This window comes from Caulobacter sp. (assembly GCF_017744445.1).
Classification (GTDB): Bacteria; Pseudomonadota; Alphaproteobacteria; order Caulobacterales; family Caulobacteraceae; genus Caulobacter.
The window spans coordinates 199115-223624 of the sequence record NZ_JAGIBH010000007.1; the positions used below are offsets into that span (position 1 = coordinate 199115).

General features: G+C 68.5%; 28 protein-coding genes. 15 read left to right on the plus strand and 13 right to left on the minus strand.

The features are described 5' to 3' along the window. Positions 1-43 precede the first annotated feature (43 nt). Positions 44-679 carry a LemA family protein gene (locus tag J7528_RS12915; protein WP_291874839.1) on the minus strand — a complete coding sequence of 212 codons (636 nt, stop codon included), beginning with the start codon at positions 677-679 and terminating at the stop codon, positions 44-46. Between the two features lie 163 nt (positions 680-842). Continuing rightward, positions 843-2135 (minus strand): acyl-CoA dehydrogenase, encoded by a 1293-nt coding sequence (locus tag J7528_RS12920; RefSeq protein ID WP_291874842.1) that lies wholly within the window; start codon positions 2133-2135, stop codon positions 843-845. A 120-nt stretch (positions 2136-2255) separates the two neighbouring features. Here J7528_RS12920 and J7528_RS12925 point away from each other — a divergent pair, with 120 nt between their 5' ends. From J7528_RS12925 to sugE, 12 genes are all read left to right on the plus strand, one after another. Then, a complete protein-coding gene (locus J7528_RS12925) occupies positions 2256-2678 on the plus strand; it encodes a hypothetical protein (RefSeq protein WP_291874845.1) in 423 nt (140 codons plus the stop codon). A 456-nt stretch (positions 2679-3134) separates the two neighbouring features. Continuing rightward, positions 3135-3467, plus strand: coding sequence for a hypothetical protein (locus J7528_RS12930; RefSeq protein ID WP_291874846.1), 333 nt, complete (start codon positions 3135-3137; stop codon positions 3465-3467). 151 nt (positions 3468-3618) lie between these two features. After that, positions 3619-3858 (plus strand): hotdog domain-containing protein, encoded by a 240-nt coding sequence (locus J7528_RS12935; protein ID WP_291874848.1) that lies wholly within the window; start codon positions 3619-3621, stop codon positions 3856-3858. 180 nt (positions 3859-4038) lie between these two features. Next, entirely contained in the window at positions 4039-4593 is a 555-nt protein-coding gene (locus J7528_RS12940) for a F0F1 ATP synthase subunit delta (RefSeq protein WP_291874851.1), read from the plus strand. 53 nt (positions 4594-4646) lie between these two features. After that, entirely contained in the window at positions 4647-6179 is a 1533-nt protein-coding gene (atpA, locus tag J7528_RS12945) for a F0F1 ATP synthase subunit alpha (protein ID WP_291874853.1), read from the plus strand. An 8-nt stretch (positions 6180-6187) separates the two neighbouring features. Then, positions 6188-6817: a pseudaminic acid biosynthesis-associated methylase gene (locus tag J7528_RS12950; protein WP_291874856.1), complete on the plus strand. Its 630-nt coding sequence runs from the start codon at positions 6188-6190 to the stop codon at positions 6815-6817. A gap of 7 nt (positions 6818-6824) precedes the next feature. Next, positions 6825-7700, plus strand: coding sequence for a F0F1 ATP synthase subunit gamma (locus tag J7528_RS12955; RefSeq protein ID WP_291874858.1), 876 nt, complete (start codon positions 6825-6827; stop codon positions 7698-7700). Positions 7701-7756: 56 nt separating this feature from the next. After that, positions 7757-9385 (plus strand): F0F1 ATP synthase subunit beta, encoded by a 1629-nt coding sequence (atpD, locus tag J7528_RS12960; RefSeq protein WP_291874861.1) that lies wholly within the window; start codon positions 7757-7759, stop codon positions 9383-9385. Next, complete coding sequence (locus tag J7528_RS12965) at positions 9385-9636, plus strand: hypothetical protein (RefSeq protein ID WP_291874864.1); 252 nt, start codon at positions 9385-9387, stop codon at positions 9634-9636. The genes atpD and J7528_RS12965 overlap by 1 nt, the downstream gene beginning before the upstream one ends. Next, a complete protein-coding gene (locus J7528_RS12970) occupies positions 9636-9896 on the plus strand; it encodes an ATP synthase F1 subunit epsilon (protein ID WP_047412005.1) in 261 nt (86 codons plus the stop codon). Before J7528_RS12965 ends, J7528_RS12970 begins: the two co-directional genes overlap by 1 nt. Positions 9897-10045: 149 nt before the next feature. Then, positions 10046-10786: a hypothetical protein gene (locus J7528_RS12975; protein WP_291874873.1), complete on the plus strand. Its 741-nt coding sequence runs from the start codon at positions 10046-10048 to the stop codon at positions 10784-10786. A 107-nt stretch (positions 10787-10893) separates the two neighbouring features. Beyond that, positions 10894-11217 (plus strand): quaternary ammonium compound efflux SMR transporter SugE, encoded by a 324-nt coding sequence (gene sugE, locus J7528_RS12980; protein ID WP_291874875.1) that lies wholly within the window; start codon positions 10894-10896, stop codon positions 11215-11217. 160 nt (positions 11218-11377) lie between these two features. Here sugE and J7528_RS12985 read toward each other — a convergent pair whose 3' ends face one another. The 5 genes from J7528_RS12985 to J7528_RS13005 all read right to left on the minus strand — a co-directional run bounded on the left by J7528_RS12985 (position 11378) and on the right by J7528_RS13005 (position 16863). Continuing rightward, positions 11378-12127 (minus strand): alpha/beta hydrolase, encoded by a 750-nt coding sequence (locus J7528_RS12985; protein ID WP_291874878.1) that lies wholly within the window; start codon positions 12125-12127, stop codon positions 11378-11380. A 54-nt stretch (positions 12128-12181) separates the two neighbouring features. After that, entirely contained in the window at positions 12182-13663 is a 1482-nt protein-coding gene (locus tag J7528_RS12990) for an alpha/beta fold hydrolase (protein ID WP_291874880.1), read from the minus strand. 29 nt (positions 13664-13692) lie between these two features. Further along, positions 13693-14181: an RNA pyrophosphohydrolase gene (locus tag J7528_RS12995; RefSeq protein WP_291874883.1), complete on the minus strand. Its 489-nt coding sequence runs from the start codon at positions 14179-14181 to the stop codon at positions 13693-13695. A 39-nt stretch (positions 14182-14220) separates the two neighbouring features. After that, complete coding sequence (locus tag J7528_RS13000; RefSeq protein ID WP_291874886.1) at positions 14221-15405, minus strand: divergent polysaccharide deacetylase family protein; 1185 nt, start codon at positions 15403-15405, stop codon at positions 14221-14223. Positions 15406-15492: 87 nt separating this feature from the next. Further along, entirely contained in the window at positions 15493-16863 is a 1371-nt protein-coding gene (locus J7528_RS13005; protein ID WP_291874889.1) for a PLP-dependent aminotransferase family protein, read from the minus strand. A gap of 128 nt (positions 16864-16991) precedes the next feature. Here J7528_RS13005 and J7528_RS13010 point away from each other — a divergent pair, with 128 nt between their 5' ends. From J7528_RS13010 to J7528_RS13020, 3 genes are read left to right on the plus strand one after another with little or no spacing between them, the layout of a single operon-like run. Further along, positions 16992-17567 (plus strand): DUF1579 domain-containing protein, encoded by a 576-nt coding sequence (locus J7528_RS13010; protein WP_291874892.1) that lies wholly within the window; start codon positions 16992-16994, stop codon positions 17565-17567. Next, the gene (locus tag J7528_RS13015; RefSeq protein ID WP_291874894.1) at positions 17567-18127 is read left to right on the plus strand and encodes a DUF1579 domain-containing protein; all 561 of its coding nucleotides are present in this window, start codon (positions 17567-17569) and stop codon (positions 18125-18127) included. The genes J7528_RS13010 and J7528_RS13015 overlap by 1 nt, the downstream gene beginning before the upstream one ends. After that, positions 18124-18618: a GNAT family N-acetyltransferase gene (locus tag J7528_RS13020; protein ID WP_291874896.1), complete on the plus strand. Its 495-nt coding sequence runs from the start codon at positions 18124-18126 to the stop codon at positions 18616-18618. Before J7528_RS13015 ends, J7528_RS13020 begins: the two co-directional genes overlap by 4 nt. A gap of 11 nt (positions 18619-18629) precedes the next feature. Here the strand turns inward: J7528_RS13020 and J7528_RS13025 are convergent, their stop codons facing one another. The 6 genes from J7528_RS13025 to J7528_RS13050 all read right to left on the minus strand — a co-directional run bounded on the left by J7528_RS13025 (position 18630) and on the right by J7528_RS13050 (position 24276). Further along, positions 18630-20018: a S41 family peptidase gene (locus J7528_RS13025; protein ID WP_291874898.1), complete on the minus strand. Its 1389-nt coding sequence runs from the start codon at positions 20016-20018 to the stop codon at positions 18630-18632. Positions 20019-20132: 114 nt separating this feature from the next. Further along, positions 20133-21188, minus strand: a complete 1056-nt coding sequence (locus tag J7528_RS13030; protein ID WP_291874900.1) for a peptidoglycan DD-metalloendopeptidase family protein — start codon at positions 21186-21188, stop codon at positions 20133-20135. Positions 21189-21203: 15 nt separating this feature from the next. Continuing rightward, entirely contained in the window at positions 21204-21668 is a 465-nt protein-coding gene (rlmH, locus tag J7528_RS13035; protein WP_291874903.1) for a 23S rRNA (pseudouridine(1915)-N(3))-methyltransferase RlmH, read from the minus strand. A 140-nt stretch (positions 21669-21808) separates the two neighbouring features. After that, on the minus strand, positions 21809-22240 hold the full coding sequence (gene rsfS / locus J7528_RS13040) for a ribosome silencing factor (protein ID WP_291874932.1): 432 nt from the start codon (positions 22238-22240) through the stop codon (positions 21809-21811). A 139-nt stretch (positions 22241-22379) separates the two neighbouring features. Next, a complete protein-coding gene (locus J7528_RS13045; RefSeq protein ID WP_291874906.1) occupies positions 22380-23036 on the minus strand; it encodes a nicotinate-nucleotide adenylyltransferase in 657 nt (218 codons plus the stop codon). Beyond that, entirely contained in the window at positions 23002-24276 is a 1275-nt protein-coding gene (locus J7528_RS13050; protein ID WP_291874909.1) for a glutamate-5-semialdehyde dehydrogenase, read from the minus strand. The genes J7528_RS13045 and J7528_RS13050 overlap by 35 nt, the downstream gene beginning before the upstream one ends. Between the last annotated feature and the right edge of the window lie 234 nt (positions 24277-24510).

The window sequence follows — 24510 nt, forward strand, 5'->3', positions numbered from 1 at the left end:
CTTGGGTCCCCGCTTCCGCGGGGATGAGCGGAGATAGAACAAGTTATTGGACTTTCGGCGGCGTTGCCGTGGGAGGCGCGCTGAAGTCCACCGTCGGCGCGCTCTGCGCCGAGGCCGAGGCCTGGAACAGCTGGGCCGGCTTCTGGCCGCTGTACAGGGTCTTGGCCCACAGCACGCTGGGGAAGGTGCGCAGCGTCGTGTTGTACTGCTGAGCCGCCAGGTTGTAGTCGCGACGCGAGATCGCGATGCGGTTCTCGGTGCCTTCCAGCTGGCTTTGCAGCGCCAGGAAGTTCTGGTTCGACTTCAGGTCCGGATACTGCTCCTGGATCACCATCAGGCGCCCCAGCACGCCGGACAGCTGGTCCTGCGAGGCGGCGAACTTCTGGAACTGGGCCGGGTCGGTGATGGTCGAGGCGTCGACCTTGACCTGGGTGGCGCTGGCGCGGGCGGCGGTGACGGCGGTCAGCACGTCCTTCTCCTGGGCCGCGTAGCCCTTCACGGTGGCGACCAGGTTCGGGATCAGGTCGGCCCGGCGCTGGTAGTCGTTCTGCACCTGGCCCCAGGCGGCCTTGGTCGCCTCGTCCTGGGTGGGGATGGTGTTGATCCCGCAGCCGGCCAGGGTCGCCGGGATGGCGACGATCAGGGCCACGCGCGCTGCGTTACGAGCCAGACGGTTCATCAAGTCCCTCCGCGAGAGCCTGCCCGCTTCGAAGAAGCGGATCAGCAGGCTCGTCCAACCAGAATGCGAACATGTATGCTCGCGTACCGCTGTTAGGTAGCGTTTCCGCGACACTACGCCAGGTCGCGGCGGATTAAACCTTCGACATGTAGAGGGTTCCGCCTCAGAGCTCGGCGAACGCCTTCTTGCGCGGACCCATGTAGCCGAACAGCCAGGCGGCGACCTTGCGCATCTGGATCTCCTCCGAGCCCTCGGTGATCCGGTAGCGGCGGTGGTGGCGGTAGATGTGCTCGAACGGCTTGTGGCGCGAATAGCCGATGCCGCCATGGATCTGCATGGCCCGGTCGGCGGCCTCGCAGCACAGGCGGTTGGCCCAGTAGTTACACATCGAGACCTTGTCGGAGAGGCGCTTTTCGACCTCGACCTTGGACATCTGGTCCATCTCCCAGGCGGTCTTGCGGATCAGCAGGCGCAACATCTCGGCCTGGGTCGACAGCTCGACGATCGGGAACTGGATGGCCTGGTTCTCGGCCAAGGCCTTGCCGAACGGCTTGCGCGCGCGTGCGTACGCGATGCTTTCTTCTATGCAGAACACCGCCGCGCCCAGGCTGGAGGCCGCCTGGCGGATGCGGTTCTCGTGGACGAAGTGCTGGGCGATCGACAGGCCGCCGCCCTCCGGTCCGAACATCGCGCTGTCAGGGACCCAGACATTGGTGAAGCTGACCCTTGGGTGATCGGTCGGCATGTTGAAGGTCCAGAGATACTCCTCGACCTTGACCCCCGGCGCATGGGCCGGGATCAGGAAGGCGGTAATGCCCCGCGCGTCGCCGTCCTCGCCGGACGTGCGGGCGAACAGGCAGCAGTGGGTGGCCGCGTGCATGCCCGTGGTCCACATCTTCTGGCCATTGATCCGCCAGCCGGCCTCGCCCTTGTGCTCCTCGCGGACCGCGCGGGTCTCCATGAAGGTGGCGTCCGAGCCGTGCTCGGGCTCCGTCAGGCCAAAGGTCGGGCGGAAAGCGCCCCTGTCCAGCATGTCGCTGATCAGGTGCTGCTGGTCGGGTCGGCCGAAGTCGCGCAGCATCAGCACGAACGGATTGTTGCCGACGATCGAGTGCTCGTTCTGCAGGTCGTTGAACAGGCCCAAGCCCTTGGACGCCAGGTGCTCGCGGATCACCGCCATCCAGAGGTTGGAACCGTCCTTGCCGCCATACTCCTTGGGCAGGGCGAAGCGATAGTGGCCCGCCTGATCGGCCAGCTTGCGGGCCTTGGCCAGCAGCTCCTCCCACTCGTGCCGGGGCAGGCCGCCCATGTCCCAGTCGGTGCGGGCCCATTCTCGGCGGTGGTCGAAGAACCGCTCGTTGTCGTCGCGCGCCTGCAGGGGCGCGATCTCCTTGTCGATGAAGGCGTCGAGCTCGGTCAGATAGGCCGTCAGCGCCGGCGGCAGATGGAAGTCCATGGCAAAGCCTCCCTCACGCACGTCTTATGGTTGGGGAGACCTTAGGCTCGACGGGCGGCCGGGGCCAACCGTGCCCCTTGGGAACGCGGTTTTAACCAGACCGGGCGTAGGGTTTCCGCCATGATCACCATGGCCGCCTTCGCGATCATCGGCGCCGCGCTCGGAGCATTCGTCCGTCCGCGCTGGCTGGGCGTGCTGCTGCCGGTGCTGCTCGCCGTCTCCGTCGAGGGCGGGGTCTACTGGGCCATCGGGATCATGGACCACCAACCCAATCGCGAAGTGCTGATCATGCGCCTGCAGGCGGTGTTCGGCGATGACCTGATCAGCATGGTCGGCCCGATCGCCGCCGCCGCCATCGGCGGCGTGGTCGCCGCGGTGCTGGGCGTCTTCACCGATCCCAAGACGGTCGACGTCTACAGCGCCGAGAACATCAAGCGCCGCGTCGGCAAGGACGGCCGCTACGCCCGCGCCGAAGGCATGGTCCAGGACCGCGCCATCCACGCCAAGGCCGAGAGCCGGATCGATCAGATCCTGGGGCTCTGAGTCCGCACCCGCAAACAATGTTTGCCTTCCTAGGTCTTGTGCCTACGACCCATCGTTCAGCGGTCGCTGCGCCAGGCTTGAGTGCGCCAACGTCGACCAAGCGCTTCTTTCACTGTCGAGCCCAGCTGCACCATGGGTCCTAGGCACAAGACCTAGGAAGGCGATCTTGGGGTGGTGGGGAATGGAAAAGGCGCCCCCGGCCCTCGCCGTTTTCGCGCACGCCTCGCCGCATCCGGCGCGGAATGCCCGTTTCCCAAATTATCGACGTATCGACGAAATTCCACTTGCGGAATTTCTGATCACTGATATCTAAGCGATGCTTAGTTCGGATCCGAAGCACCGGTGGGGATATCGGTGCGCCACGCCTAGATAGGGTGGTGGGAGCCGGGCGGCCAGTACCGCTTATCACCGATCAACGATCTGACCGCAACTTCCCCAACACCGGAGGGCTTTCTGATGAAGCTCCGCACCCTGGCGGCTGCCGCCGCCTTCACCATGCTCGCCACCTCGGCCTTCGCCGACGGCCGCATCGCCGCCGCCCTGGACGCGCCGGTCGCGGCCAAGACCAAGGTCGTCGCCGGCGGCGCCGTCTTCGTCTGCGAGGGCGCCGAGTGCGTCTCGACCCAAGCCCCCTCGCGGGCCCTCACCGCGGTGGCCTGCAAGGCCCTCGCCAAGGAAGTGGGTCGCGTCGCGGCCTTCGGCGGCGAAACCAAGTCGCTGGACGCCGATGACCTGACCCGCTGCAACGCCTCGGCCAAGGGCGGTTCCGCCCTGGCTTCGGCTAAGTAAGAACACGTATCGCTTTACCTGAGACCAGACGCTTTTGGGGCCGCCGTTTCTCCGGCCCGTCTGGCTGTTTCCTCGAGCATTCGCCTGAACGGGGCGGCGGATTTATTCCGCCGCCTCTTTTCTTTTCCGCAACCGTGATTAGTTGACCGACATGGACACGAGCTTGGCCGCCCAGCTGGAAACCGTTCTGCGCAAGGCCGCGGGCGACGGGACCGCCCTGGCCTCGATGACCGTGGACTATGCCGGCGAGGCTGGCGACGGCGTGCTGGAGCCCAAGGGCTGGGTCGAGCGGGCCACCCGCAGCCTGGTCTTCGCCCAGGGCGAACTGCGTCGCGCCGACGGCGCTCTGGCGGCTTCGGCCTCAGCCGTGTTCCGCCGCGCCGGAGACTGATCGCGCCCCTTTGGTTGCGACTGCGAAAGGCCCGTGTTATCAGGCGCGCGGCTTCGGATAGGGCGATGCGGACGCGTCGGCCTTCCATGTGCTTTTTACAAGCGCGCTCAAGCCTTTAAGCCGCGATAAGGGTTAACCTTCTTGTTCGCGGCCATTTGCAACGCACCGGGCGGATACCAAGTGGCGGACGAAACCAAGGCGACGGATGCGGGTCAGCGCTATGCGCAGTCCCTCTTCGAACTGACGATCGAGAACGGCAACCTGGCCAAGGTCGAGGCCGACCTTAAGAGCCTGAAGGCGATGATCGCCGACAGCGCCGACCTGCGCCGCCTGATCGCCTCGCCGGCGTTCTCGGCCGAGGACAAGGGCAAGGGCCTGGTCGCCGTGGCCGTGAAGGCCAAGTTCGACATGCTGACCACCAAGTTCCTGGGCCTGATCGCCTCGAACGGCCGCACCGGCGACCTGTTGGGCGCCATCTCGGCCTTCAGCGAACTGTCGGCCAAGCACCGTGGCGTCGTCACCGCCGAGGTGGTCTCGGCCACCGCCCTGTCGGCCGCCCAGCTGAAGGGCGTGCAAACGACCCTCGCTGAAGCCCTGGGCAAGACCCCCGAAGTTTCCACGCGCGTCGATCCGTCCCTGCTGGGCGGTCTGAAGGTGCGCGTCGGTTCGCGTCTCTTCGACGCTTCGCTCCGTTCGAAGCTCGATTCCCTGAAATTCGCCCTGAAGCGCGCTTAAGCCTTTAATTAAGCGCCTCGAAAAAAATTAGATCGCAGAGAGCCCAGAAGACCATGGACATCCGCGCCGCCGAGATTTCGGCCATCCTCAAGTCGCAGATCGCCAATTTCGGCGAGGAAGCCGCTGTTTCGGACGTCGGCCAGGTGCTGTCCGTCGGTGACGGCATCGCCCGCATCTACGGCCTGGACAACGTCCAAGCCGGTGAAATGCTGGAATTCCCGAAGGCCGGCGTGAAGGGCATGGCCCTGAACCTGGAGCGCGACAATGTCGGCGCCGTGATCTTCGGCGCCGACGCCGAGATCAAGGAAGGCGACGAAGTCCGCCGCCTGGGCGAAATCGTCGACGTGCCGGTCGGCCGTGGCCTGCTGGGCCGCGTCGTCAACCCGCTGGGCGAGCCGATCGACGGCAAGGGCCCGATCCAATACACCGAGCGTCGCCGCGTCGACGTCAAGGCTCCGGGCATCATCCCGCGCAAGTCGGTGCACGAGCCCGTGCAGACCGGCCTGAAGTCGATCGACACCCTGATCCCGGTCGGCCGTGGCCAGCGCGAGCTGATCATCGGTGACCGTCAGACCGGCAAGACCGCCGTCGCCATCGACACCATCCTGAACCAGAAGGCCGCCAACGCCGGCAAGGACGAGAGCGCCAAGCTCTACTGCGTCTACGTCGCCATCGGCCAGAAGCGCTCGACCGTCGCCCAGATCGTCAAGACCCTGGAAGAGCACGGCGCCCTGGAATACACGACCGTCGTCGTCGCCTCGGCCTCGGAGCCGGCCCCGCTGCAGTACCTGGCCCCGTTCTCGGGCTGCGCCATGGGCGAGTGGTTCCGCGACAACGGCCTGCACGGCCTGATCATCTATGACGATCTGTCCAAGCAAGCCGTCGCCTATCGTCAGATGTCGCTGCTGCTGCGCCGCCCGCCGGGCCGCGAAGCCTATCCGGGCGACGTCTTCTATCTGCACTCGCGCCTTCTGGAACGCGCCGCGAAGCTGAACGAAGACAACGGTTCGGGCTCGCTGACCGCCCTGCCGATCATCGAAACCCAAGCCAACGACGTGTCGGCCTACATCCCGACCAACGTGATCTCGATCACCGACGGCCAGATCTTCCTGGAAACCGACCTGTTCTACCAGGGCATCCGCCCGGCCGTGAACGTCGGCATCTCGGTGTCGCGCGTCGGTTCGTCGGCCCAGATCAAGGCGATGAAGCAAGTCGCCGGTCCGATTAAGGGCGAGCTGGCCCAGTATCGTGAAATGGCCGCCTTCGCGAAGTTCGGCTCGGACCTGGACGCCTCGACCCAGAAGATGCTGGCCCGCGGCGAGCGCCTGACCGAGCTGCTGAAGCAGCCCCAGTACGCCCCGCAGGCCGTCGAAGAGCAGGTCTGCGTGATCTACGCCGGCACCCGCGGCTACCTGGACAAGATCCCGACCAGCGCCGTGCGTCGCTTCGAGACCGAGTTCCTGGCGCGCCTCCACAGCCAGCACAAGGACCTGCTGGACGGCATCCGCACCAAGAAGGCCCTCGACAAGGACCTGGAGAACACGCTGAAGGGCGTGCTCGACAGCTTCTCGGCGACCTTCGCCTAAGGCGAGAAATGGCGAGCAACCCCAAATCCTTGGACGCCTGGTCCGGTGAGTTCGGCGACCGCTACACCCAGCGGAACGCCGTGACCGCCGAGGCCGTGAGCGGCCGCGCGAGGGTTTGGGGACAGGTGCTGCCGCGCCTGGCGGGCGACCCGCCGGCGAGCATCCTGGAAGTCGGCCCGAACGTCGGGCTGAACCTCCGGGGCCTGGCGGCCGTGTCGGACGCCGAGCTGTGGGGCATCGAGCCCAACGGCGCGGCCCGCAAGCAGCTGCTCGAGGACGGCGTCCTGCCGGCCGAGCGGCTGTTCGAAGGCTTCGGCCACACCATCCCGCTGGCCGACGGGGCCGTGGACATGGCGTTCACCTCGGGGGTGCTGATCCACGTGGATCCGTCCCAGCTCGAGGCGACGATGCGCGAAATTCACCGCGTATCGGCCAAGTATGTCTTCTGTGCCGAATATTTCTCGCCCAAGCCTGAGACTATTACGTATCGCGGCGAACAAGATCTTCTGTTCAAGAACGATTTTGGTTCGCTGTACTTGGATCTCTTCCCGGATCTGGTGTTGGTCGATTGCGGGTTCTTCTGGAGAAGGACGACCGTGATGGACGACACCACCTGGTGGCTGTTTAGGAAGGTCTGATAGGCGAATGGCAAGCCTAAAGGAAATGCGCAATCGGATCTCGAGCGTCAAGGCGACGCAGAAGATCACGAAGGCGATGCAGATGGTGGCGGCGGCCAAGCTGCGCCGGAGCCAGGATGCGGCCGAGGCCGCGCGTCCCTACGCCCAGCGCCTGTCCCGCGTCATCGCCAACCTGGCCGCTGGCGTGTCCGGCGCCGACGCGCCGAAGCTGCTGACCGGCACGGGCCGTGACGACCGTCACCTGGTGATCGTCGCCGCCGCCGACCGCGGCCTGGCGGGGGGCTTCACCTCGTCGATCGTCCGCGCCGCGCGCGAGCGGATCGACAGCCTGATCGCCCAGGGCAAGGACGTGAAGATCGTCTGCGTCGGCAAGAAGGTCACCGCCCAGCTGAAGCGCCCCTACGGCGACAAGGTGGTCGAGAACTTCGACCTGTCGGCCTATCGCCAGTTCACCCTCTCGGTCGCCCAGCCGATCGCCGACGTCGTCACGCGCCTGTACGAAGCCGGCGACGTGGACGTGGTCACCCTGTTCTACAGCCGCTTCAAGTCGGTGGTTCAGCAGGTCCCGACCGCCCTGCAGCTGGTGCCCGCCGTGGTCGACGGCGCCGAGGCCCCCGCCGGCCCGGCCGCGGTCTACGAGTACGAGCCCTCGGAAGAGGCCATTCTCGAGACCCTGCTGCCGCGCAACCTGACGGTCCAGATCCTGTCGGCCCTGCTCGACAACATGGCTGGCTTCTACGCCAGCCAGATGACGGCCATGGACAACGCCACGCGCAACGCCGGCGACATGATCAAGCGCTACACCCTCGAATACAACCGTTCACGTCAGGCTCAGATCACCAAGGAGCTGATCGAGATCATCTCCGGCGCCGAAGCCGTCTGATCCTGAATCCCCCATAAAACGCCCGCAGAAGACGCACACGAAAGATCCTGAACGCCATGGCCAAGACCCCTGCTAAGGCTCCCGCCGCCGCCAAGCCGGCCGCCGCCAAGACGACCGCCCCGAAGGCCGCCGCCCCGAAGGCCGCCGCGACCAAGGCTCCCGCCGCCAAGAAGCCGGCCGCCCCGAAAGCCGCCGCTCCGAAGGCCGCCGCCGCTTCGGCTCCGGTCGCCTCGTCGGTGAACCTGGACGGCGCCACCGGCCGCCTGGTGCAGATCATCGGCGCCGTCGTCGACATCGAGTTCGACGGCGCGCTGCCGGCGATCCTGAACGCCGTCGAAACCGTCAACCAGGCCACCGGCCAGCGCCTGGTGTTCGAAGTCGCCCAGCACCTGGGCCAGAACACCGTCCGCGCCATCGCCATGGACGCCACCGAGGGCCTGGTCCGCGGCCAGCCCGTCAAGGACACCGGCGAAGCCATCCGCGTCCCGGTCGGCCCCGGCACCCTGGGCCGCATCATGAACGTCATCGGCGAGCCGATCGACGAACAGGGCCCGATCCAGTCGGACATCTCGCGTCCGATCCACCGCGACGCTCCGACCTTCGCCGAGCAGACCAACACCGCTGAAGTGCTGGTCACGGGCATCAAGGTCATCGACCTGATGTGCCCCTACACCAAGGGCGGCAAGATCGGCCTGTTCGGCGGCGCCGGCGTCGGCAAGACCGTGACGATGCAGGAACTGATCAACAACATCGCCAAGGCTTACGGCGGTTACTCGGTTCTGGCCGGCGTCGGCGAACGCACCCGCGAAGGCAACGATCTGTATCACGAGATGATCGAGTCGAACGTCAACGTCGACCCGAAGGCCAACAACGGCTCGACCGAAGGCTCGCGTTGCGCCCTGGTCTACGGCCAGATGAACGAACCCCCGGGCGCCCGCGCCCGCGTCGCCCTGACCGGCCTGTCGATCGCGGAATACTTCCGTGACGAAGAGGGCAAGGACGTGCTGCTGTTCGTCGACAACATCTTCCGCTTCACCCAAGCCGGCGCCGAAGTGTCGGCTCTGCTGGGCCGCATCCCCTCGGCCGTGGGCTATCAGCCCACCCTGGCCACCGAGATGGGCAACCTGCAGGAGCGCATCACCTCGACGAACAAGGGCTCGATCACCTCGGTCCAGGCCATCTACGTTCCCGCCGACGACCTGACCGACCCGGCTCCGGCCACCTCGTTCGCCCACTTGGACGCCACCACCGTTCTGTCGCGTGACATCGCGGCCCAGGCCATCTTCCCGGCCGTGGACCCGCTGGACTCGACCTCGCGCATCATGGACCCGCTGGTCATCGGCGAAGAGCACTACACCGTCGCTCGCCGCGTCCAGGAAGTCCTGCAGCAGTACAAGGCCCTGAAGGACATCATCGCCATCCTGGGCATGGACGAGCTGTCGGAAGAGGACAAGCTGGTCGTCTCGCGCGCCCGCAAGATCTCGCGCTTCCTGTCGCAGCCGTTCCACGTCGCCGAGCAGTTCACCAACACGCCGGGCGCCTTCGTCCAGCTGAAGGACACGATCCGCTCGTTCAAGGGCATCGTGGACGGTGAGTACGACCACCTGCCGGAAGGCGCCTTCTACATGGTCGGCCCGATCGAGGAAGCCGTGGCCAAGGCCGAAAAGATGGCGGCCGAAGCCTAATGACCGAAGACGCCGATCTGGGCCAATTCTGTTGCGATGAGCTGGCGGAAGCGGTGTCTCCGGACGCCAGCGCCAGCCTCATCGAGCATGACAGCGGCCTGATCCTGCTGAACCTCGGCGAACGCGAGGAAGAGGGCGAAACGGGCGTGGTGCTGGCCACCATCCGCTTCTGCCCCTTCTGCGGCGCCGAGATCCAGACCGACGAAGACATCGAGGCCGCCCTGGGCGGCGTCGAGGAGACCTTCAACTGATGGCCAAGCTGCACTTCTCTCTGGTCGCCCCCGAGCGCGAACTGTTCTCCGGCGACGTGGACCTGGTCCAGGCCCCGGGCACGGAAGGCGACTTCGGCGTCCTGGCCGGCCACGCTCCGTTCATGACCACCCTGCGCGAAGGCAAGGTGACCGTGAAGGACGGCGCGACGACCAAGGTGTTCGACATCCAGGGCGGGTTCGCGGATGTGGGGCCCGATGGCCTGACCATCCTGGCCGAACACGCCGTCGAAGCGGCTTAAGCTTCGCCGACGCTGACGCTTTCGAAACGCCCTCGTTCCACCCGGATCGGGGGCGTTTTCGTGCGGCAAGCGAAAAAATTACACTTGTGACCCAATCTCCGCCTCAATCGGTAGCCATAAGGGTTGCGAGGGACCGCCTGTCGGTTTTAATGCCGACCTCTCGTCTTGTTGGGGATATCCAGCCTATGCGCCTTGCGCTCGTCAGCCTGATCGCCCTCGGTGCGGTCTCGACCGCCGCCGTTGCCCAGGAAACTGCTCCGGCTCCTGCCGCCGCTCCCGCCGCCGCTCCTGCCGCGGCTCCGGCCGATCAAGCTGCCCCGGCCGCTGCTCCGGCTGATCAAGCCGCTCCGCCCGTCGCCGCGCCGGCCGCCGGCGCTGCTCCGGCCGAGACCTACACCGCCCCGGTCCGTGGTCCGCGCACCACCGATCCGCTGTCGGTCCGCCTGATGGACGTGCTGGACAAGGTCTGCAAGCCGTCGGTCGCCGGCGGCGACTTCGCCCAGCTGGTCAAGGACTACGGCTTCAAGAAGAAGAAGGAACAGTGGGTCCTGGCGCTTGAGAAGCCCTACAACATCACCCTGGATAACCCCGGCTCGAACAAGAACGTCTGCACGGTCACCATCGACTACGCGCAGACCCCCGAGCAGGCCCAGGAACTGGCCAACGCCCTGCACGACTACGCGACCTGGGAAAACAGCCCGCAGCTGCGCCTGATCCGTAACGACCAGACCGTCGGCAGCGACTTCCGCCGCTTCACCGTGTCGTGGGACGACGCCTGGGCTGGCGGTCACGCCGGCCTGGTGTTCATGCGCCTGAAGAAGCTGGACGAGACCTCGGTCGGCAAGAACTTCGAGCGCGCCCAGATCCTGTACAGCACCACCAGCCGCTAACCGGTTGATCCGCCCCTCAGGCGGACCTATTTAAGCGAAGGCGCGAGGGACGACCCTCGCGCCTTTTGCTTTGTCCGGGGACGACCCCACCTGAAAAGGGGCTCGTCATGGCCTGGATCATTCTCTTCATCGCCGGTCTGTTCGAAATCGGTTGGGCCGTCGGCCTGAAATACACCGAGGGCTTCACGCGGCTTGTGCCAACGGTGCTCACCGGCGTCAGCCTGGTGCTGTCCATGGGCCTGCTGGGCTGGGCCGTGAAGACCCTGCCATTGGGCACGGCCTATGCCGTCTGGACGGGCGTGGGCGCGGTCGGCACGGCCATCGTCGGCATCGTGCTGTTCAAGGAGCCGGCGACCGCCGCGCGGCTGGTGTGCCTGGGCCTGATCGTGGCCGGCATCCTGGGGCTGAAGGTGTTTTCTCCGGCGGCTTAGACTGTAGGCCTTCCACTCCAAATCCGTTTCCCCGGCGAAAGCCGGGGCCCAGATTCATCCGGAGAGGCTGGGGTGTTCGCGCCACCAGCCTTTGCCGGTTCTGGGGGCGCTCAGGGTTCGATCTGGGCCCCGGCTTTCGCCGGGGAAACGGATTTGGAGGTTAGGCCGCGGCCCTGTCCTCGGCCGCGATAAACGCCAGGCATCGCTCCGCCACCTGCTCCCACCCCGGTTCCCCGGGCAGCCAGTGGCTCATCTGCGGGAACACCTCGACGGCGCCGCCCAGACGCGCGGCCGTCTGGCGGACCGTGGCCGGCGGATGGATCACGTCCTGGCCGCCGGCGATGGCCAGCACCGGGCAGCCCGGGGCTGAGACCGACGTCGTCATGAACGGGTCCAGCCACCAGTTCAGCGTCTCCCACAGCGCCCGGCCGCTCTCGGCCGTCATGCGGGCGAAGATCGCCTTGCGCTCGGGGCGGGCTAGCTTGTCGACGCTATAGCGGCGCACGACGCCGTAGTCGGGCGCGATGGCCTGCAGCCAGTAGGGGCCGAAGGTGTAGAGGCTGACGGCCGACACGGCCTCTTCCAGGCTGGCGCCGGACACGCCCCAAGGCGCCGAGGGAGCCAGCAGGATCAGCTTGGAAATCTTGGCGCGTGAAGCCGCCATCTGGGCGACCAGGCCGCCCATGGAGTGGCCGATCAGGATCGGCGGTGTTTCGCAGGTCTGGGCCAGGCGGGCGATCTGGCGGGCGTAGTCGTTCATCGACACGCCGGCGGCGCTGCTCGCGCCATCATGACCGATAAGGTCGGGCGCCAGCACGCGATGACCCGCCGCCTCGAAGGGCTGGCGGAAGGAGTCGAAGGTCCAGCCGCCGCAAAAAGCGCCGTGGACCATGATCACGGGTGCGCGCATGGACGCCCTGGTAGATACCCCGCCGGCGAAGCGGCCGGCGGGGTCAGCCTACACTTACTTCGCGGCCTTGGGCGAGGTTTTGGCGGGCGCCTTTGTCGCAGGCTTCTTGGCGGCCGCGGCTTTGGGAGCTGCCGCCGCCTTCGGAGCGGCGGGGGCCTTGGCGGCAGCCGGCTTAGCGGTGGCGGCCTTCGGGGCTGCCGCAGCCTTCGGAGCAGCGGCCTTGGCAGGAGCCTTCGCTGCCGGAGCCTTGACGGCCGGAGCAGCCTTAGCGGCAGCCTTCGGGGCGGGCGCGGCCTTGGCGGCCGGCTTGGCGGCGGCCTTCGGAGCCGGAGCAGCCTTGGCCGGGGCCTTGGCGGCGGGAGCCTTAGCGGCCGGAGCGGCAGCCTTCTTCGGCGCGGCGGCCTTGGGCGCCGGCGCGGCCTTCTCGGCGGCGGGAGCCTTGGCCTTCGGAGCGGCCTTCGCCGCAGGGGCCTTCTGAGCGGCCTTGGCCGCCGGAGCCTTCGGCGCGGCCTTCGCGGCCGGAGCCTTGGCGGCGGCCGGCTTGGCCTCGGCCTTCGGTTTGGCGGGCGCCTTCGGCTTGGCCGGAGCCTTCGCCGCCGGAGCTGGGGTCGGCGCGGGCGCCGGAGCCGCCGCGACCGGGGCCGGTTCGGCCGCCTTCACGGGTTCGGGCGCCGGGGCGGGCGCGGGTGTCGGAGCCGGTTCCGGCTTCGGGGCGGGAGCCGGCGTGGGGGCAGTCGCGGCGGGAGCCGCCGGCGTCTGCTTCTTGCCGCTCAGCCAGGCGATCAGGTCGGAGAGGATGCTCATCGTGTTCGGCTCATCTATGAGATAATGGGCGTTGTGGGGGTATTCGCGGTAGTCGGCGCCGGCGTACTTCTTGCCGACGAGGCGGACGTCCTCGACGGGAGTCGTGCGATCCAGCGCGCCCGCCATCACCAGTACTGGCACGGTGACCTTGCTGGCGTCGACATGGGCGGTCTTGTGGGGGTCCTTGTGCGGCCAGGCCAGGTCGGCCAGCACCTGTCCGCTGTCATAGACCATCTTGGCGTAGAGGCCGTCGTGGCGCTCGGCCGGCACGGCGTTCATGACGCCGAACTTGAAGCCCGTCTTCCACATCTTGCCCGCCTTGGTCTCGGGCTTGGATTGCAGGGCCATGTTCAAAAAGGTGAAGACCGGGGACAGCTTCGGCTTGCCGCGTGCGTCGGCGGGCGAGCCGGGCGCGAACAGGGCGATGGCGGCGGCGTGGCCGGCTTCGGCGATCTTCTGCGCGATCAGGCCGCCCATCGAGTGCCCGATGACGATCGGCTTTTGGCCGCCGTTCTCCTTGGCCAGGGTCTGGGCCAGGGCGCTCATCTCGGCGACGTAGTCGGCCAGGGTCAGGCCGGCCAGGCCCGCGCGGGGACCCTCGACCGTCCGTACGGCGGAGCGGATAGTGGGGGCCACCACGTGATAGCCTTCGGCGCGCAGGCGTGCGGCGACGGGGTCCCAGACGTCCCCCGCGCACCCGTAGCCGTGAATCAGCAGAACCGTATCCGCCATACCGTTCTCCCCCGCGCCACAGCGCCAGATCAGACGCCGCGCGCGTACCCCGCGAAGGCGGCGACCACTGCTTCGTAGACGCCACGCTTGAAGGGTACGATCAGTTCGGGCGTTTCGTCGAGCCTGCCCCATTTCCAGGCGTCGAACTCGATGTGTTCGTCAGCCTCGAGATCGATCTCGGACTCCGCGCCGATGAAGCGATAGGCGAACCAGACCTGCTTCTGGCCCAGCCACCCGCGCGAGTGTTTTTTGTCGGCCAGGATCTCGGGCGGGAAGTCGTAGGCGATCCAGCCCTCGGTGCGGCCAAGCAGCTCGACGGAGCTGACGCCGGTCTCCTCGGCCAGCTCGCGACGGGCGGCGGCTTCCAGGTCCTCGCCGTCGTCGACCCCGCCTTGCGGGAATTGCCAGTTGTATGGCGGGGCCTGCCGATAGCGCCGGCCCAGCCATACGCGGCCATCGGGATGGAACAGGACCACGCCGACATTGGGACGATGCTTGGGATACTCACGCTCGCTCATGACGAGCTTTGTTCCACGACTTGTCGTGGTGCGCCAGTTTTACCGGTGGGCGAGGGCCGAAGCCGGCGCCAGTTGCAGGCCCCGCGCTTGCAGGCCGGCGGCCCAGATGCGGACCTGGGTGATGGTCACCGGATAGGCGAAGCCCGAGCCCAGCGACTGGCCGCGACCGGCCGCGCCGTTCTCCAGCGCGCGCAGCTGGGTGTCGATGGCGCCGGCCGACAGCTCGTCGTCGATGACGCGATCGGCCGAGGCGCGGGGGATCGGACCGGCGCGACGCGCGGCCAGGCCGTCGTCGACAAAAGCCAGGCCGCGGGCCTTCAGCACGGCGTTGAAGGCGCCCATCGCCTGGTCGCTGTCGACGAAGCGGGCGCCCAGATAGTTCGACAGGCCGAAATAGCCGGTGGCGCGCGACATCAGCCATTCCAGCTTGCGCACGGTGTCTTCCGGCCGGTTGGCGGCGATCAGGGTGTAGGGGCCCGGGTCGTTGGCCGGATAGTCGGCCGGCTCCATCGGGGTCTCGAGCAGAACCTCGTGGCCGTGGGCGCGGGCCAGGTCGATCCAGCCTTGCAGGCCTTCGGCATAGGGCGCGAACGACAGGGTGATCTCGCCGGGCAGGGTCTCGATCGCCGCGCGGGTGGTCTGGGCGTTGAGGCCGAGGCCGCCGATGACCACCGACACCTTGGGGCGGCCATTGGGCTGGAACGGGCGGGCATAGGCCTCGGCGGCCGTGCGGCCGTCCGCGCCGATGATCGGCAGGGGGCCGCCGCCGGGACCCGGTGCGGTCAGACCGGCGATCGGGGCCTGGGCCAGGCCCGGACCCGGCTGGATTGGCGGCAGGTTCTGCGGGTCCGCGGCAAGCGGCGTCTCGCCCTCGGCCTCGGCCGGGACGGGCGCGAACGGATTGCGCGACAGGCCCATCTGGCCCGGCGTGAACTCGGCCTCGTGAGCCGGATCGCCGCCCAACGCCTCGCGCCAGCCGTCGGGGGCGTTCTTGGTAGCGCCGATCTTGGTCAGTTCCAGGCGAATCACCGGCGAGCCGGCGTGCGGGTCGCTGGTGATCAGCACCAGGGTCGCCAGCGAGGCCAGGAACAGCACGGCCGCGCCGCTGGCGGCGATATAGGGATTGCTGACGGCCGCCATCAGCTTGGCGCGCAGGTCGCCGGTCCCGCCCGAAGCGGGCGCGGCGGCGGCATAGGCGGGCTTGCGCGAGAAGGTGACGGCCATGACCCGCTCAGGCTAGTCGGGAAGCTTCGAACATATGGTTAACGAGATGCTGCCGAACCGCGTTGGCGGCGCGGCGCGACGTCGCGGCTAGCCGATGGCTTTGACGAGCAGGCGGACCGCCTCGTCGATCCGCGCCGCCTCGATCTGGCCGAAGCCGAGGACCAGGCCGGGCGGCGAGGCGCGCTCGGCGGCGTAGGTCTCCAGCGGGTCGACGGCGACGCCCAGGGCGGCGGCGCGGGCGACGATGGTGTGGGTGTCGGCGGACGGGGCCAGCAGGGCGGTGATATGCAGGCCGGCCGGGGCGGGGATCGGCTCCAGCCTGCCGCCGGCGTGGGCGGCCAGGGTGTCCAGCAGCGTGGTGCGCCGCTCGGCATAGACCCGCCGCATCCGTCGCACGTGGCGGGCCAGGTGGCCCTCGGCGATGAAGGCGGCCAGGGTGGCGTGCTCGATGGCCGGGCCGTGCCAGTCGCTGCGCTCGCGGGCGGCCAGCAGGGCGTCGCGGGCCCGCGCGGGAGCGACCACGAAGCCGATCCGCAGGGCCGGCAGCAGGCTCTGCGAGAAGGTGCCGACATAGACCACCCGTCCGTCGGGATCCTGCGCCCTCAGGGGCGGCTGGGGCGGGCTCTCGAAGCGGAACTCGCCGCCATAGTCGTCCTCGACCAACAGGGCGTCGTTACGGGACGCCCAGTCCGCCAAGGCGATACGGCGGGCGGGCGAGAGCGACGGACCCAGAGGGTACTGCTGCGAGGGCGTCAGGCAGACGAGGGCGGCATGTTCCGGCAGAGCCTCGATGACGAGCCCCTCGCGATCGACCGGCGCGGCCACGACCCGCGCCCCGGCGGCGGCGAAGGCCTCGCGGGCGGCAGGGTAGCCGGGATCCTCGACCACGACGGTCTTGCCGGGACCGGCCAGGGTGCGGGCCACCAGGTCGAAGGCCTGCTGGGCCCCGACCGTGACGATCACATCCTCGGCCGCGCAGGCCAGGCCGCGCGCGAAGGACAGGTGGCCGGCGATCGCCTCACGCAGCGCCGGGTGGCCGGCGGGCTCGCGATAGACCCCGCCCGCGCGGCCGAACTGGCGCAGCGCCCGGCCCGTCAGCCGCCCCCAGATGTCGAACGGAAAGGCGCTGGCGTCCGGACGCCCGGGGCGCAGGTTGAAGGCCGCCTCAGGGCGCGTGGCCGGTCCCAGCGGCGACTTCGTCGCGCCGCCGGCCACGAAGGTCCCCGCGCCGGGCTTGGAGACGATGTGACCCTCGCTCAGCAGCAGGTCGTAGACGGCCATGGCGGTGTTGCGCGAGAGGCCCAACTGCTCGGCCAGGGCGCGGCTGGCCGGCAGTTGCAGGCCGGGCGCCAGGCGGCCGTCCAGGATCGCGGCCTTCAGCTGCTCGTGCAGCCGGCGGCGCACGTCGCGCGACCCGGCGGGCGGCAGCTGCAGCGGCAGTTCCAGGACGACGCTCATCGGCTCTTTGTGCGCGTCGCCGGGCGAGAGCTCAAGCGGTCCCCGTTGGCGCCCCGAGGTTCGTCGGGATTGGCTCTCGTTCGCGCCCGGCAGCGGCTCCAAAACCCTCACCAGAGAGGGAGGACGCCATGAATCGATCGATCGCATTGGGTTTGCTGGCGGCTTTGCTGCTGGCCGCGCCGGCCTGGGCCGACCAGGACAACATCAAGCCCAAGGCCGCCGCCAAGCAGGACCTGTCCGGCCTGACTGCCTTCGACCTGCGGGTCGGCAAGTGGAAGGCCACGCACCGCCGGCTGAAAGAGCGCCTGGTCGGCGACACCCGCTGGGAGACCTTCACCGGCGAGCAGGTCTGGTGGAAGACCATGAACGGCCAGGGCAATGCCGACGACAACCTGCTGCGCCTGCCCGACGGCGACTACTGGGGCCTGACGACGCGGGCCTATGACCCCGCGACCGGCGAGTGGGCCATCTGGTGGCTGGACGCCCGCAAGCCCGGCGTCATGGACACGCCGGTGAAGGGCAGGTTCGTGAACGGCGTCGGAACCTTCTACGCCGACGACACCCTGCGTGGGAAACCGATCAAGGTGCGCTTCACCTGGTCGAACATCACCGCGACCGGCGCCCACTGGGAGCAGGCCTTCTCGCCCGACGGCGGCAGGACCTGGGAGGTCAACTGGTATACCGACTTCGAGAAGATCGGCTGATGGACCTGTGTCGCCGCGACTTGATGGGCCTCGTCCTGGCCACGCCGGGCCTGATCGCCGCCCGCGAGGCCTTCGCCGGTGAGGGCAGGGGCTCGATCCACGACTTCGACTTCTTCATCGGCGCCTGGACCGTGCGCCACCGCCGCTTACGCAAGCGGCTGGCGGGGAACAACGACTGGGAGGAGTTCGACGGGACCACGACCTGCCAGGCCCTGCTGGGCGGGGTGGTGAATCTCAACGAGAGCAAGGCTATGCGGGCCAGCGGCCCGACGGCGGGCATGGGCCTGCGGGCCTATGACGCCAACACCGACACCTGGGCCGACTGGACCCTCAGCGCCGCCAATCCGCACGAGATCGGTCCGCCGGGCATCGGGCGCTTTGCCAATGGCGTCGGGACCTTCCTGTCGGACGAGACCTTCGAGGGGCGGCCGATCAAGGTGCGCGGCCAGTTCCGCTCGCTGTCGCCGGGCGAGGCCCAGTGGGACCAGGCCTTCTCGCCCGATGGCGGGGCGAGCTGGGAGACCAACTGGATCATGCGCTATTCGAAGGTCTCGGCATGATCATCCGGCGCGCCCTGGCGGCGGACCTTCCGATCCTGGCCCCGCTGTTCGACCGCTATCGCCAGTTCTACGGCCAGCCCGCCGACCTCGAGCGGGCGAAGGCCTTCCTCAGCGAGCGGCTGGAGCGGGACGAGTCGGTGGTGTTCGTGGCCTTCCATGGCGGCGAGGCCATCGGGTTCGTGCAGCTCTATCCCGGCTTCTCGTCGGTGCGGGCAGCGCGGACCTTCGTACTCAACGACCTGTACGTGGCGGACGATCGCCGGCGTGGCGGCGTCGGGCGGGCGCTGGTCGAGGCGGGCGTCTCGCATGCTCGAGAGGCCGGGGCCGTGGGCCTTTCCCTGGTCACCGGCGTCGACAACCGCCGCGCCCAGGCGCTGTACGAAGGCCTGGGCTGGGCGCGCGAGACGGCCTTCGTCGAATACGGCCTCACCCTGGGAGCGGACACGAAAAACGCCGCCCCGGTCTCCCGGAGCGGCGCTGTTCAAGTCTAGGCCACGGAGCCTTACTTGTTCTCGGTGATCGGCTTGCCGGCCGCGGCGGCGGCCTTGGCGGTGACCTCGGCGACCTTGGCCGCCGGCTTGGGCAGCTTGGGCGTATTGGCCACGCCGCCGGACTTGAGCACCGCGATGGCGCGTTGCAGCTGGAAGTCCTCTTTCTTGTCGTCGAAGCCCGTCGGGGGCGCTTCGGCCGGCGCGTGCGGCGCGACGCGGGTCTTGCCCTCGTCGGCGTTCAGCGCGTTCTTGAAGCTGGCTTCGCTGAACCACACGCGGTTGGCAATGTCCTGGGCCTGGTCGCGGGTCTGCGCGACCTCGAGATCCGGGGCGATGCCGGTCTTCTGGATCGAGCGGCCCGACGGCGTGAAGTACTTGGCCGTGGTCAGCTTCAGGGCGCCGTCGGCCCCGCCGCGCAGCGGGATCACGGTCTGCACCGAACCCTTGCCGAAGCTGGTCAGGCCGACCAGCTCGGCGCGGTGGCGATCCTGCAGGGCGCCGGCGACGATTTCCGCCGCTGACGCGGAGCCTTGGTTGATCAGCACCACCATCGGCAGGCCGTTCAGCATGTCGCCCGCGCGGGCGTTGTAGCGCTGGATATTGCGCGGGTCGCGGCCGCGCTGGCTGACCACCTCGCCGCCGTCCAGGAACACGTCGGCCACGCCGACGGCTTGATCCAGCAGGCCGCCCGGATTGTTCCGGAGGTCGAGGATCAGGCCCTTCATCTTGGGGTTCTTGGTCTTCAGGTCGCTGATCGAGCTGACCAGGGCGTCGGTGGCCTTCTCGTTGAAGCCGGGCAGACGCACATAGCCGTAGTCGCCTTCCATCTTGGCGATGGCGGCCTTGGGCTTGATCACTTCACGGATCAGCTTCACGTCGAACGGGTCGGTCTTGTCGCGGGCGATGGTCAGGGTGACCGGCTCGCCGGCCGTGCCGCGCATCTGCTTGACGGCCTCGTTGACCGTCAGGCCCAGCACGCTCTGGCCGTTGACCGAGGTGATGTAGTCGCCGGCCTGGATGCCCGCGCGCGAGGCCGGGGTGCCGTCCATCGGCGAGATGACCTTCACGACGCCGTCTTCGCTGGTGACCTCGATGCCGAGACCGCCATACTCACCGCGCGTGGTGTCCTGCATGTCTTCATAGCTGTCGGGCGACAGGTAGCCAGAATGCGGGTCCAGGCTGGTCAGCATGCCGTCCAGGGCCGCCTCGATCAGCTTCTTGTCGTCGACCTCGGTGACGTACTGGTCCTCGACCGTGCCCAGCACGTCGCCGAAGAGCTCCAGCATCTTGTAGGTCTTGGTCTTGGGGGCGTTGTTCGCCTGGGCGATGGGACTGACATAGGCCATGGCCCCCGCACCGAGGACGAAGGCCGAAACTCCGATGAGCAGATACTTGCGCATTAAGGCCCAGAAGGCTCCCTGGCGACGCGCGGCGTCGCAAACCGTGTTTAGCCCCGTCCAACCACTAACAATGGCAGCCGGTAGAATTACGGCCACCATTACTGAAAAAGTCGTCTATCGCGACTCTTGTTTGAGCCAGCGCTCCGGGTCCGCCGGCTCGCCGTTCTCGCGGACCTCCAGATAGAGCTCCGGATCGGAAGATACATGATCCGGCATCTTCCCGATGGGGGCGCCCGCCGCGACAGATTGTCCGGGAGCGGCCGTTATCTGGTCGAGGCCGGCGAGGACCAGGTGGTAGGCGCCTTGTGATCGCAGGATCAGCACCGCGCCCCAGCCATTCAGCGCGCCGGCATATTCGACGGTGCCCGCGGCGGGGGCGGTGACGGTCAGGCCCTTGTCGACGCGCAGGGTCAGGCCGGGGGATTTGCCGCCGGCCGGCATCTCCGCGCCGAAGCGGCGAACGATGGCCCCGGCGACGGGGCTGCGCAGGTGCAGCGGCCCGGTGGCCTCCACGCGGCCCAGGCCGTCGGTCAGCACGCCCAGGGTGCGCAGCTCGTTTTCCTCGGTCAGGGCCTCGTGGGCGTAGGCGCGCTCCAGCTGGGTCTTCTCGATGATCAGGCGCTCGATCTCGCCCTTGCGGTCGGCGACCACGCTCTCGGCGGTGAAGAGCTCGGCCGAGGCCGCGGCGGCCTCGCGGCGCAGGGTCCCGACGGCGGTGGCCTGGCGGGCATAGGCGTCGGCGCGGCGTTGCAGGTCGGGCGTCATGGCCCGGATCAGGATCGCGGCCCGCACCGCGTCGCGGGCGTTGTCGGGCGCGACCAGCAGGGCCGGCGGCGGATCGCGGCGGAACAGCTGCAGCGCCGACAGCAGCAGCGACAGTCGCTGCCGGTTGACGCCCAGATCGGCCAGGATCGAGCGCTCGCGGGCGTTCAGGGCCTCCAGCCGCGCGCGCTTGGCGTCGACATCGGCCCCGGCGGTGATGCGGGCGTGGTCCAGGCGGTCCAGCTCGGTCCGCAGGTCCTGGATCTCGCGACGCGTATCGGCGGCGGTCTGGCGGTCCTTGGCGCGCTGGGCCTCGACCGCCCGGTCGGCGCGCTGCCAGCCGACCACGGCCGTGGGGACGGCGAGGGCGATGGCGATCAGGCCGATGGCGACAGGGCGACGAAGCATCAGGGCCTTACTGCCCTAATCGCGATGGTAGGGCGAGCCCGACAGGATGGTGGCGGCGCGATAGATCTGCTCGGCCAGCATCGCCCGGGCCATGGCGTGCGGCCAGGTCTGGATCCCGAAGGCCATGGTCTCATTGGCGATCGACAGGATCGAAGGATCCAGGCCGTCGGCCCCACCGATCAGGAACACCACGCGGCGATTGCCGTCGTCGCGCAGCTTGGCCAGGTGACCGGCGAAGGCGCGGCTCTTCCAGGCCTTGCCGTGTTCGTCGCAGGCGATGACATAGGCGCCCTCCAGATGCGGGCGCAGCACCTCGGCCTCGGCGGCCTTGCCGGGCTTCCTGGCCTCGACCTCGAGGATGTCCACGGGGCCCAGGGCCAGGGCGCGGCCCGAGGCGGTGGCGCGGGACGCATAGTCCACGGCCAGCTGCGCCTCGACCATGCGGCCGAGCTTTCCGACGGTGAGGATGGTGATCTTCATGGATGATATCCCCCAACTCCGCTCATCCCCGCGAAAGCGGGGACCCAAGCGGCGTTGGTGGGTTGATCGCTGTCGGCGCTACTGCCCGAGAGCCAGCTCGGGTCCCCGCTTTCGCGGGGATGAGCGGCTTATTTGGAAGATCAGTTCGCGGCCGTACGGTGCGGGGCGTCGACGGCCCAGATCTTCTCGATGTTGTAAAAGCTGCGCACTTCGGGACGGAACAGGTGGATGACGACGTCGCCGGCGTCAATCAGCACCCAGTCGCAATGCGGCAGGCCTTCGACCCGCGCCTTGCCGTAGCCGTTTTCCTTGAGCGCGCGCAGCAGGTGGTCGGCCAGAGCGCCGACGTGACGGTGCGAACGGCCCGACGCCACGATCAGGCTGTCGGCGACCGAGCTTTTGTCAGCCAGATCGATGTGGACGATGTCCTGGGCCTTGTCGTCGTCGAGGCGTTCCAGGATCAGGCGCTCCAGCGCCTTCAGGTCCAGGGGCAGACTCAGGCCCGGGGATTCAGTCGAGGACTCGGCGCCGGCCGGGCCTTCGTGCGCACTAAGCGCGGGGTCGCTACGCAGCGTATTGCTCCTTATGGGGTCGCTGTGGATATCCCCCATAGCACGGAATTGGGCGAAAAGTGAGAGGGTGATGGCCGAACGGCGATCGCCGTCGCTAGTCGAGGCTTTCGGGCAACGCCCAAAAGCTGCGCCGTGGGCTCTATTTGACGCCCTTTTGCCGTGCGCGCATCGCCGTCGAGGACGCGAAGTTCAGGGGCCCGGTCAGGTAGACCCAGGCCGGCGACTTGGCGTCGGGCAGCTTGGCCGCGGCGCTGGCGGGCCAGCGGGCGAAGGCGAAGCGGCGGGCGGCCGGGGCGGTGCGGGCCTTCAGCGCGATCCACGGGCGCGAGATCACCGCCACGGGCACTTCGCGCATGATCTGGGTCCAGCCGCGCCAACGGTGGAAGGTGGCCAGGCTGTCGGCGCCCATCACCCAGACGAACTTCACGCCGGGATAGCGCGCCCTCAGCACTCGCAAAGTGTCGATCGTGTATTGCGAGCCCAGGCGCGTCTCGGCGTCCGAGACGATCATCCCCGAACCGCGCGCCCAGCGGCGGGCATTGGCCATGCGCTCGGCCACGGGGCGAGTTTCATGCGAGGACTTCAGCGGGTTTTGCGGCGACACCAGCCAGATGACGCGGTCCAGCTCCAGACGGCGCATGGCCGTCTCGGCCACGTGGGCGTGGCCCTCGTGCGCCGGGTTGAAGCTGCCGCCGAACAGGCCGACGCGCATCCCGGGCTCCAGGTGGAACCCCAGGCGTTGTGCGCTCGGCCGGCCGGCCTCAGGGACGAGTCTGGCCGGTCCCGCGAACCACATATTTGAACGTCGTCAGTTGCTCGGCCCCCACCGGGCCGCGGGCGTGAAGCTTGTCGGTGGCGATGCCGATCTCGGCCCCGAAGCCGAACTCGCCGCCATCGGCGAACTGGGTCGAGGCGTTGACCAGGACGATGGCGCTGTCGACCTCGTTGACGAAGGCGTCGGCGGCGCCGGCGTCGTCAGTGATGATCGAGTCGGTGTGGCCCGAGCCGTAGGTGCCGATGTGCTGGGCCGCGCCCGCCACGCCGTCGACCACGGCCACGGCCAGGATCGGGGCCAGGTATTCGGTGGTCCAGTCCTCGACGGTCGCCTTCTTCATGGTCGGCTCGATGGCGCGCGCGGCCGTGTCACCACGGAGCTCGCAGCCAGCCTTGATCAGGGCGTCGGCGATGGGCGGCAGCAGCTTTTCAGCGGCGGCCTTGTCGACCAGCAGGGTCTCGGCCGCGCCGCAGACCGACACGCGGCGCAGCTTGGCGTTGACGACGATGTCGACGGCCTTCTTCACGTCGGCGCCCGCGTGGACGAAGACGTGGTTCAGGCCTTCCAGGTGGCCCAGCACGGGGGCGCGGGCCTCGGCCTGGACGCGGGCGACCAGGCTCTTGCCGCCGCGCGGGATGATCAGGTCGATGGCCTTGTCCAGGCCCGACAGGATGGCGCCGACGGCGGCGCGGTCCGGGGTCTTGACGATCTGGACGGCGGCGGCGGGAAGGCCAGCGGCCTTCAGGCCGCGCTCGATCGCAGCGTGGATGGCGAGGTTAGAGTGGATGCACTCGGACCCCCCGCGCAGGATCACCGCATTGCCCGAGCGCACGCACAAAGCGGCCGCGTCGGCGGTCACGTTGGGGCGGCTCTCATAGATCATGGCGATGACGCCGATCGGCGTGCGGACGCGGGCGATGTCCAGGCCGTTGGGCCGGGTCCAGCGCGAGGTGGCCACGCCGATGGGGTCGGGGATCGCGGCGACCGCTTCCACGCCGGCGGCCACGCCTTCCAGGCGCTTCTCGTCCAGCAGCAGGCGTTCCTGCATCGGGGCGGTCAGGCCGTTGGCGCCGGCGCGGGCCAGGTCCTTGGCGTTGGCGGCCAGGATGGCGGCGGCGTCCTCGCGGATCGCGGCGGCCATGGCCTGGATGGCGGCGGTGCGCTGCTCTGGCGTGGCGAGGCGGAGCGCGCGCGCGCCCTCACGAGCCGTCCGGCCCATCCCCGCCATCGTCGCCTGGAGGCTCGCGCCCGCGTCGTCCATAATCCTCGTCCCTGGTGGTAAGTTATGCTCAGGTTGAGGCTTACCTAGGCCCTTTCAGGGCAGGATGAAACCGGCTTCGTCTGAAAACGGATGGAGTTTCGCTGTGGGCAAGCTTGCGCGGCCATGGCTGATCGATCCCGCGCCCGAACGGCTACGAGTGGATTGGGGAGGCGACGGAACGGCCGGGCGAACCCGGAGACCGTAAGGTTTGTTTGTGTTTCGGCTCGCTTACCG

Excerpts from the sequence above, each read along its gene's own strand:
- J7528_RS12935 (WP_291874848.1), top strand. The coding sequence starts at position 3,619 with ATGGACACGAGCTTGGCCGCCCAGCTGGAAACCGTTCTGCGCAAGGCC.
- J7528_RS13005 (WP_291874889.1), bottom strand. The coding sequence starts at position 16,863 with ATGAGCGTCGTCCTGGAACTGCCGCTGCAGCTGCCGCCCGCCGGGTCG.
- J7528_RS12975 (WP_291874873.1), top strand. The coding sequence starts at position 10,046 with ATGCCGACCTCTCGTCTTGTTGGGGATATCCAGCCTATGCGCCTTGCG.
- sugE (WP_291874875.1), top strand. The coding sequence starts at position 10,894 with ATGGCCTGGATCATTCTCTTCATCGCCGGTCTGTTCGAAATCGGTTGG.
- atpA (WP_291874853.1), top strand. The coding sequence starts at position 4,647 with ATGGACATCCGCGCCGCCGAGATTTCGGCCATCCTCAAGTCGCAGATC.
- J7528_RS12920 (WP_291874842.1), bottom strand. The coding sequence starts at position 2,135 with ATGGACTTCCATCTGCCGCCGGCGCTGACGGCCTATCTGACCGAGCTC.
- J7528_RS13015 (WP_291874894.1), top strand. The coding sequence starts at position 17,567 with ATGGACCTGTGTCGCCGCGACTTGATGGGCCTCGTCCTGGCCACGCCG.
- J7528_RS12965 (WP_291874864.1), top strand. The coding sequence starts at position 9,385 with ATGACCGAAGACGCCGATCTGGGCCAATTCTGTTGCGATGAGCTGGCG.
- J7528_RS13000 (WP_291874886.1), bottom strand. The coding sequence starts at position 15,405 with ATGGCCGTCACCTTCTCGCGCAAGCCCGCCTATGCCGCCGCCGCGCCC.
- atpD (WP_291874861.1), top strand. The coding sequence starts at position 7,757 with ATGGCCAAGACCCCTGCTAAGGCTCCCGCCGCCGCCAAGCCGGCCGCC.
- J7528_RS12950 (WP_291874856.1), top strand. The coding sequence starts at position 6,188 with ATGGCGAGCAACCCCAAATCCTTGGACGCCTGGTCCGGTGAGTTCGGC.
- J7528_RS13020 (WP_291874896.1), top strand. The coding sequence starts at position 18,124 with ATGATCATCCGGCGCGCCCTGGCGGCGGACCTTCCGATCCTGGCCCCG.
- J7528_RS12990 (WP_291874880.1), bottom strand. The coding sequence starts at position 13,663 with ATGGCGGATACGGTTCTGCTGATTCACGGCTACGGGTGCGCGGGGGAC.
- J7528_RS13050 (WP_291874909.1), bottom strand. The coding sequence starts at position 24,276 with ATGGACGACGCGGGCGCGAGCCTCCAGGCGACGATGGCGGGGATGGGC.
- J7528_RS12985 (WP_291874878.1), bottom strand. The coding sequence starts at position 12,127 with ATGCGCGCACCCGTGATCATGGTCCACGGCGCTTTTTGCGGCGGCTGG.
- J7528_RS13045 (WP_291874906.1), bottom strand. The coding sequence starts at position 23,036 with ATGTGGTTCGCGGGACCGGCCAGACTCGTCCCTGAGGCCGGCCGGCCG.
- J7528_RS13010 (WP_291874892.1), top strand. The coding sequence starts at position 16,992 with ATGAATCGATCGATCGCATTGGGTTTGCTGGCGGCTTTGCTGCTGGCC.
- J7528_RS12955 (WP_291874858.1), top strand. The coding sequence starts at position 6,825 with ATGGCAAGCCTAAAGGAAATGCGCAATCGGATCTCGAGCGTCAAGGCG.
- J7528_RS13030 (WP_291874900.1), bottom strand. The coding sequence starts at position 21,188 with ATGCTTCGTCGCCCTGTCGCCATCGGCCTGATCGCCATCGCCCTCGCC.
- rlmH (WP_291874903.1), bottom strand. The coding sequence starts at position 21,668 with ATGAAGATCACCATCCTCACCGTCGGAAAGCTCGGCCGCATGGTCGAG.
- J7528_RS13025 (WP_291874898.1), bottom strand. The coding sequence starts at position 20,018 with ATGCGCAAGTATCTGCTCATCGGAGTTTCGGCCTTCGTCCTCGGTGCG.
- J7528_RS12970 (WP_047412005.1), top strand. The coding sequence starts at position 9,636 with ATGGCCAAGCTGCACTTCTCTCTGGTCGCCCCCGAGCGCGAACTGTTC.
- J7528_RS12925 (WP_291874845.1), top strand. The coding sequence starts at position 2,256 with ATGATCACCATGGCCGCCTTCGCGATCATCGGCGCCGCGCTCGGAGCA.
- J7528_RS12915 (WP_291874839.1), bottom strand. The coding sequence starts at position 679 with ATGAACCGTCTGGCTCGTAACGCAGCGCGCGTGGCCCTGATCGTCGCC.
- J7528_RS12995 (WP_291874883.1), bottom strand. The coding sequence starts at position 14,181 with ATGAGCGAGCGTGAGTATCCCAAGCATCGTCCCAATGTCGGCGTGGTC.
- J7528_RS12930 (WP_291874846.1), top strand. The coding sequence starts at position 3,135 with ATGAAGCTCCGCACCCTGGCGGCTGCCGCCGCCTTCACCATGCTCGCC.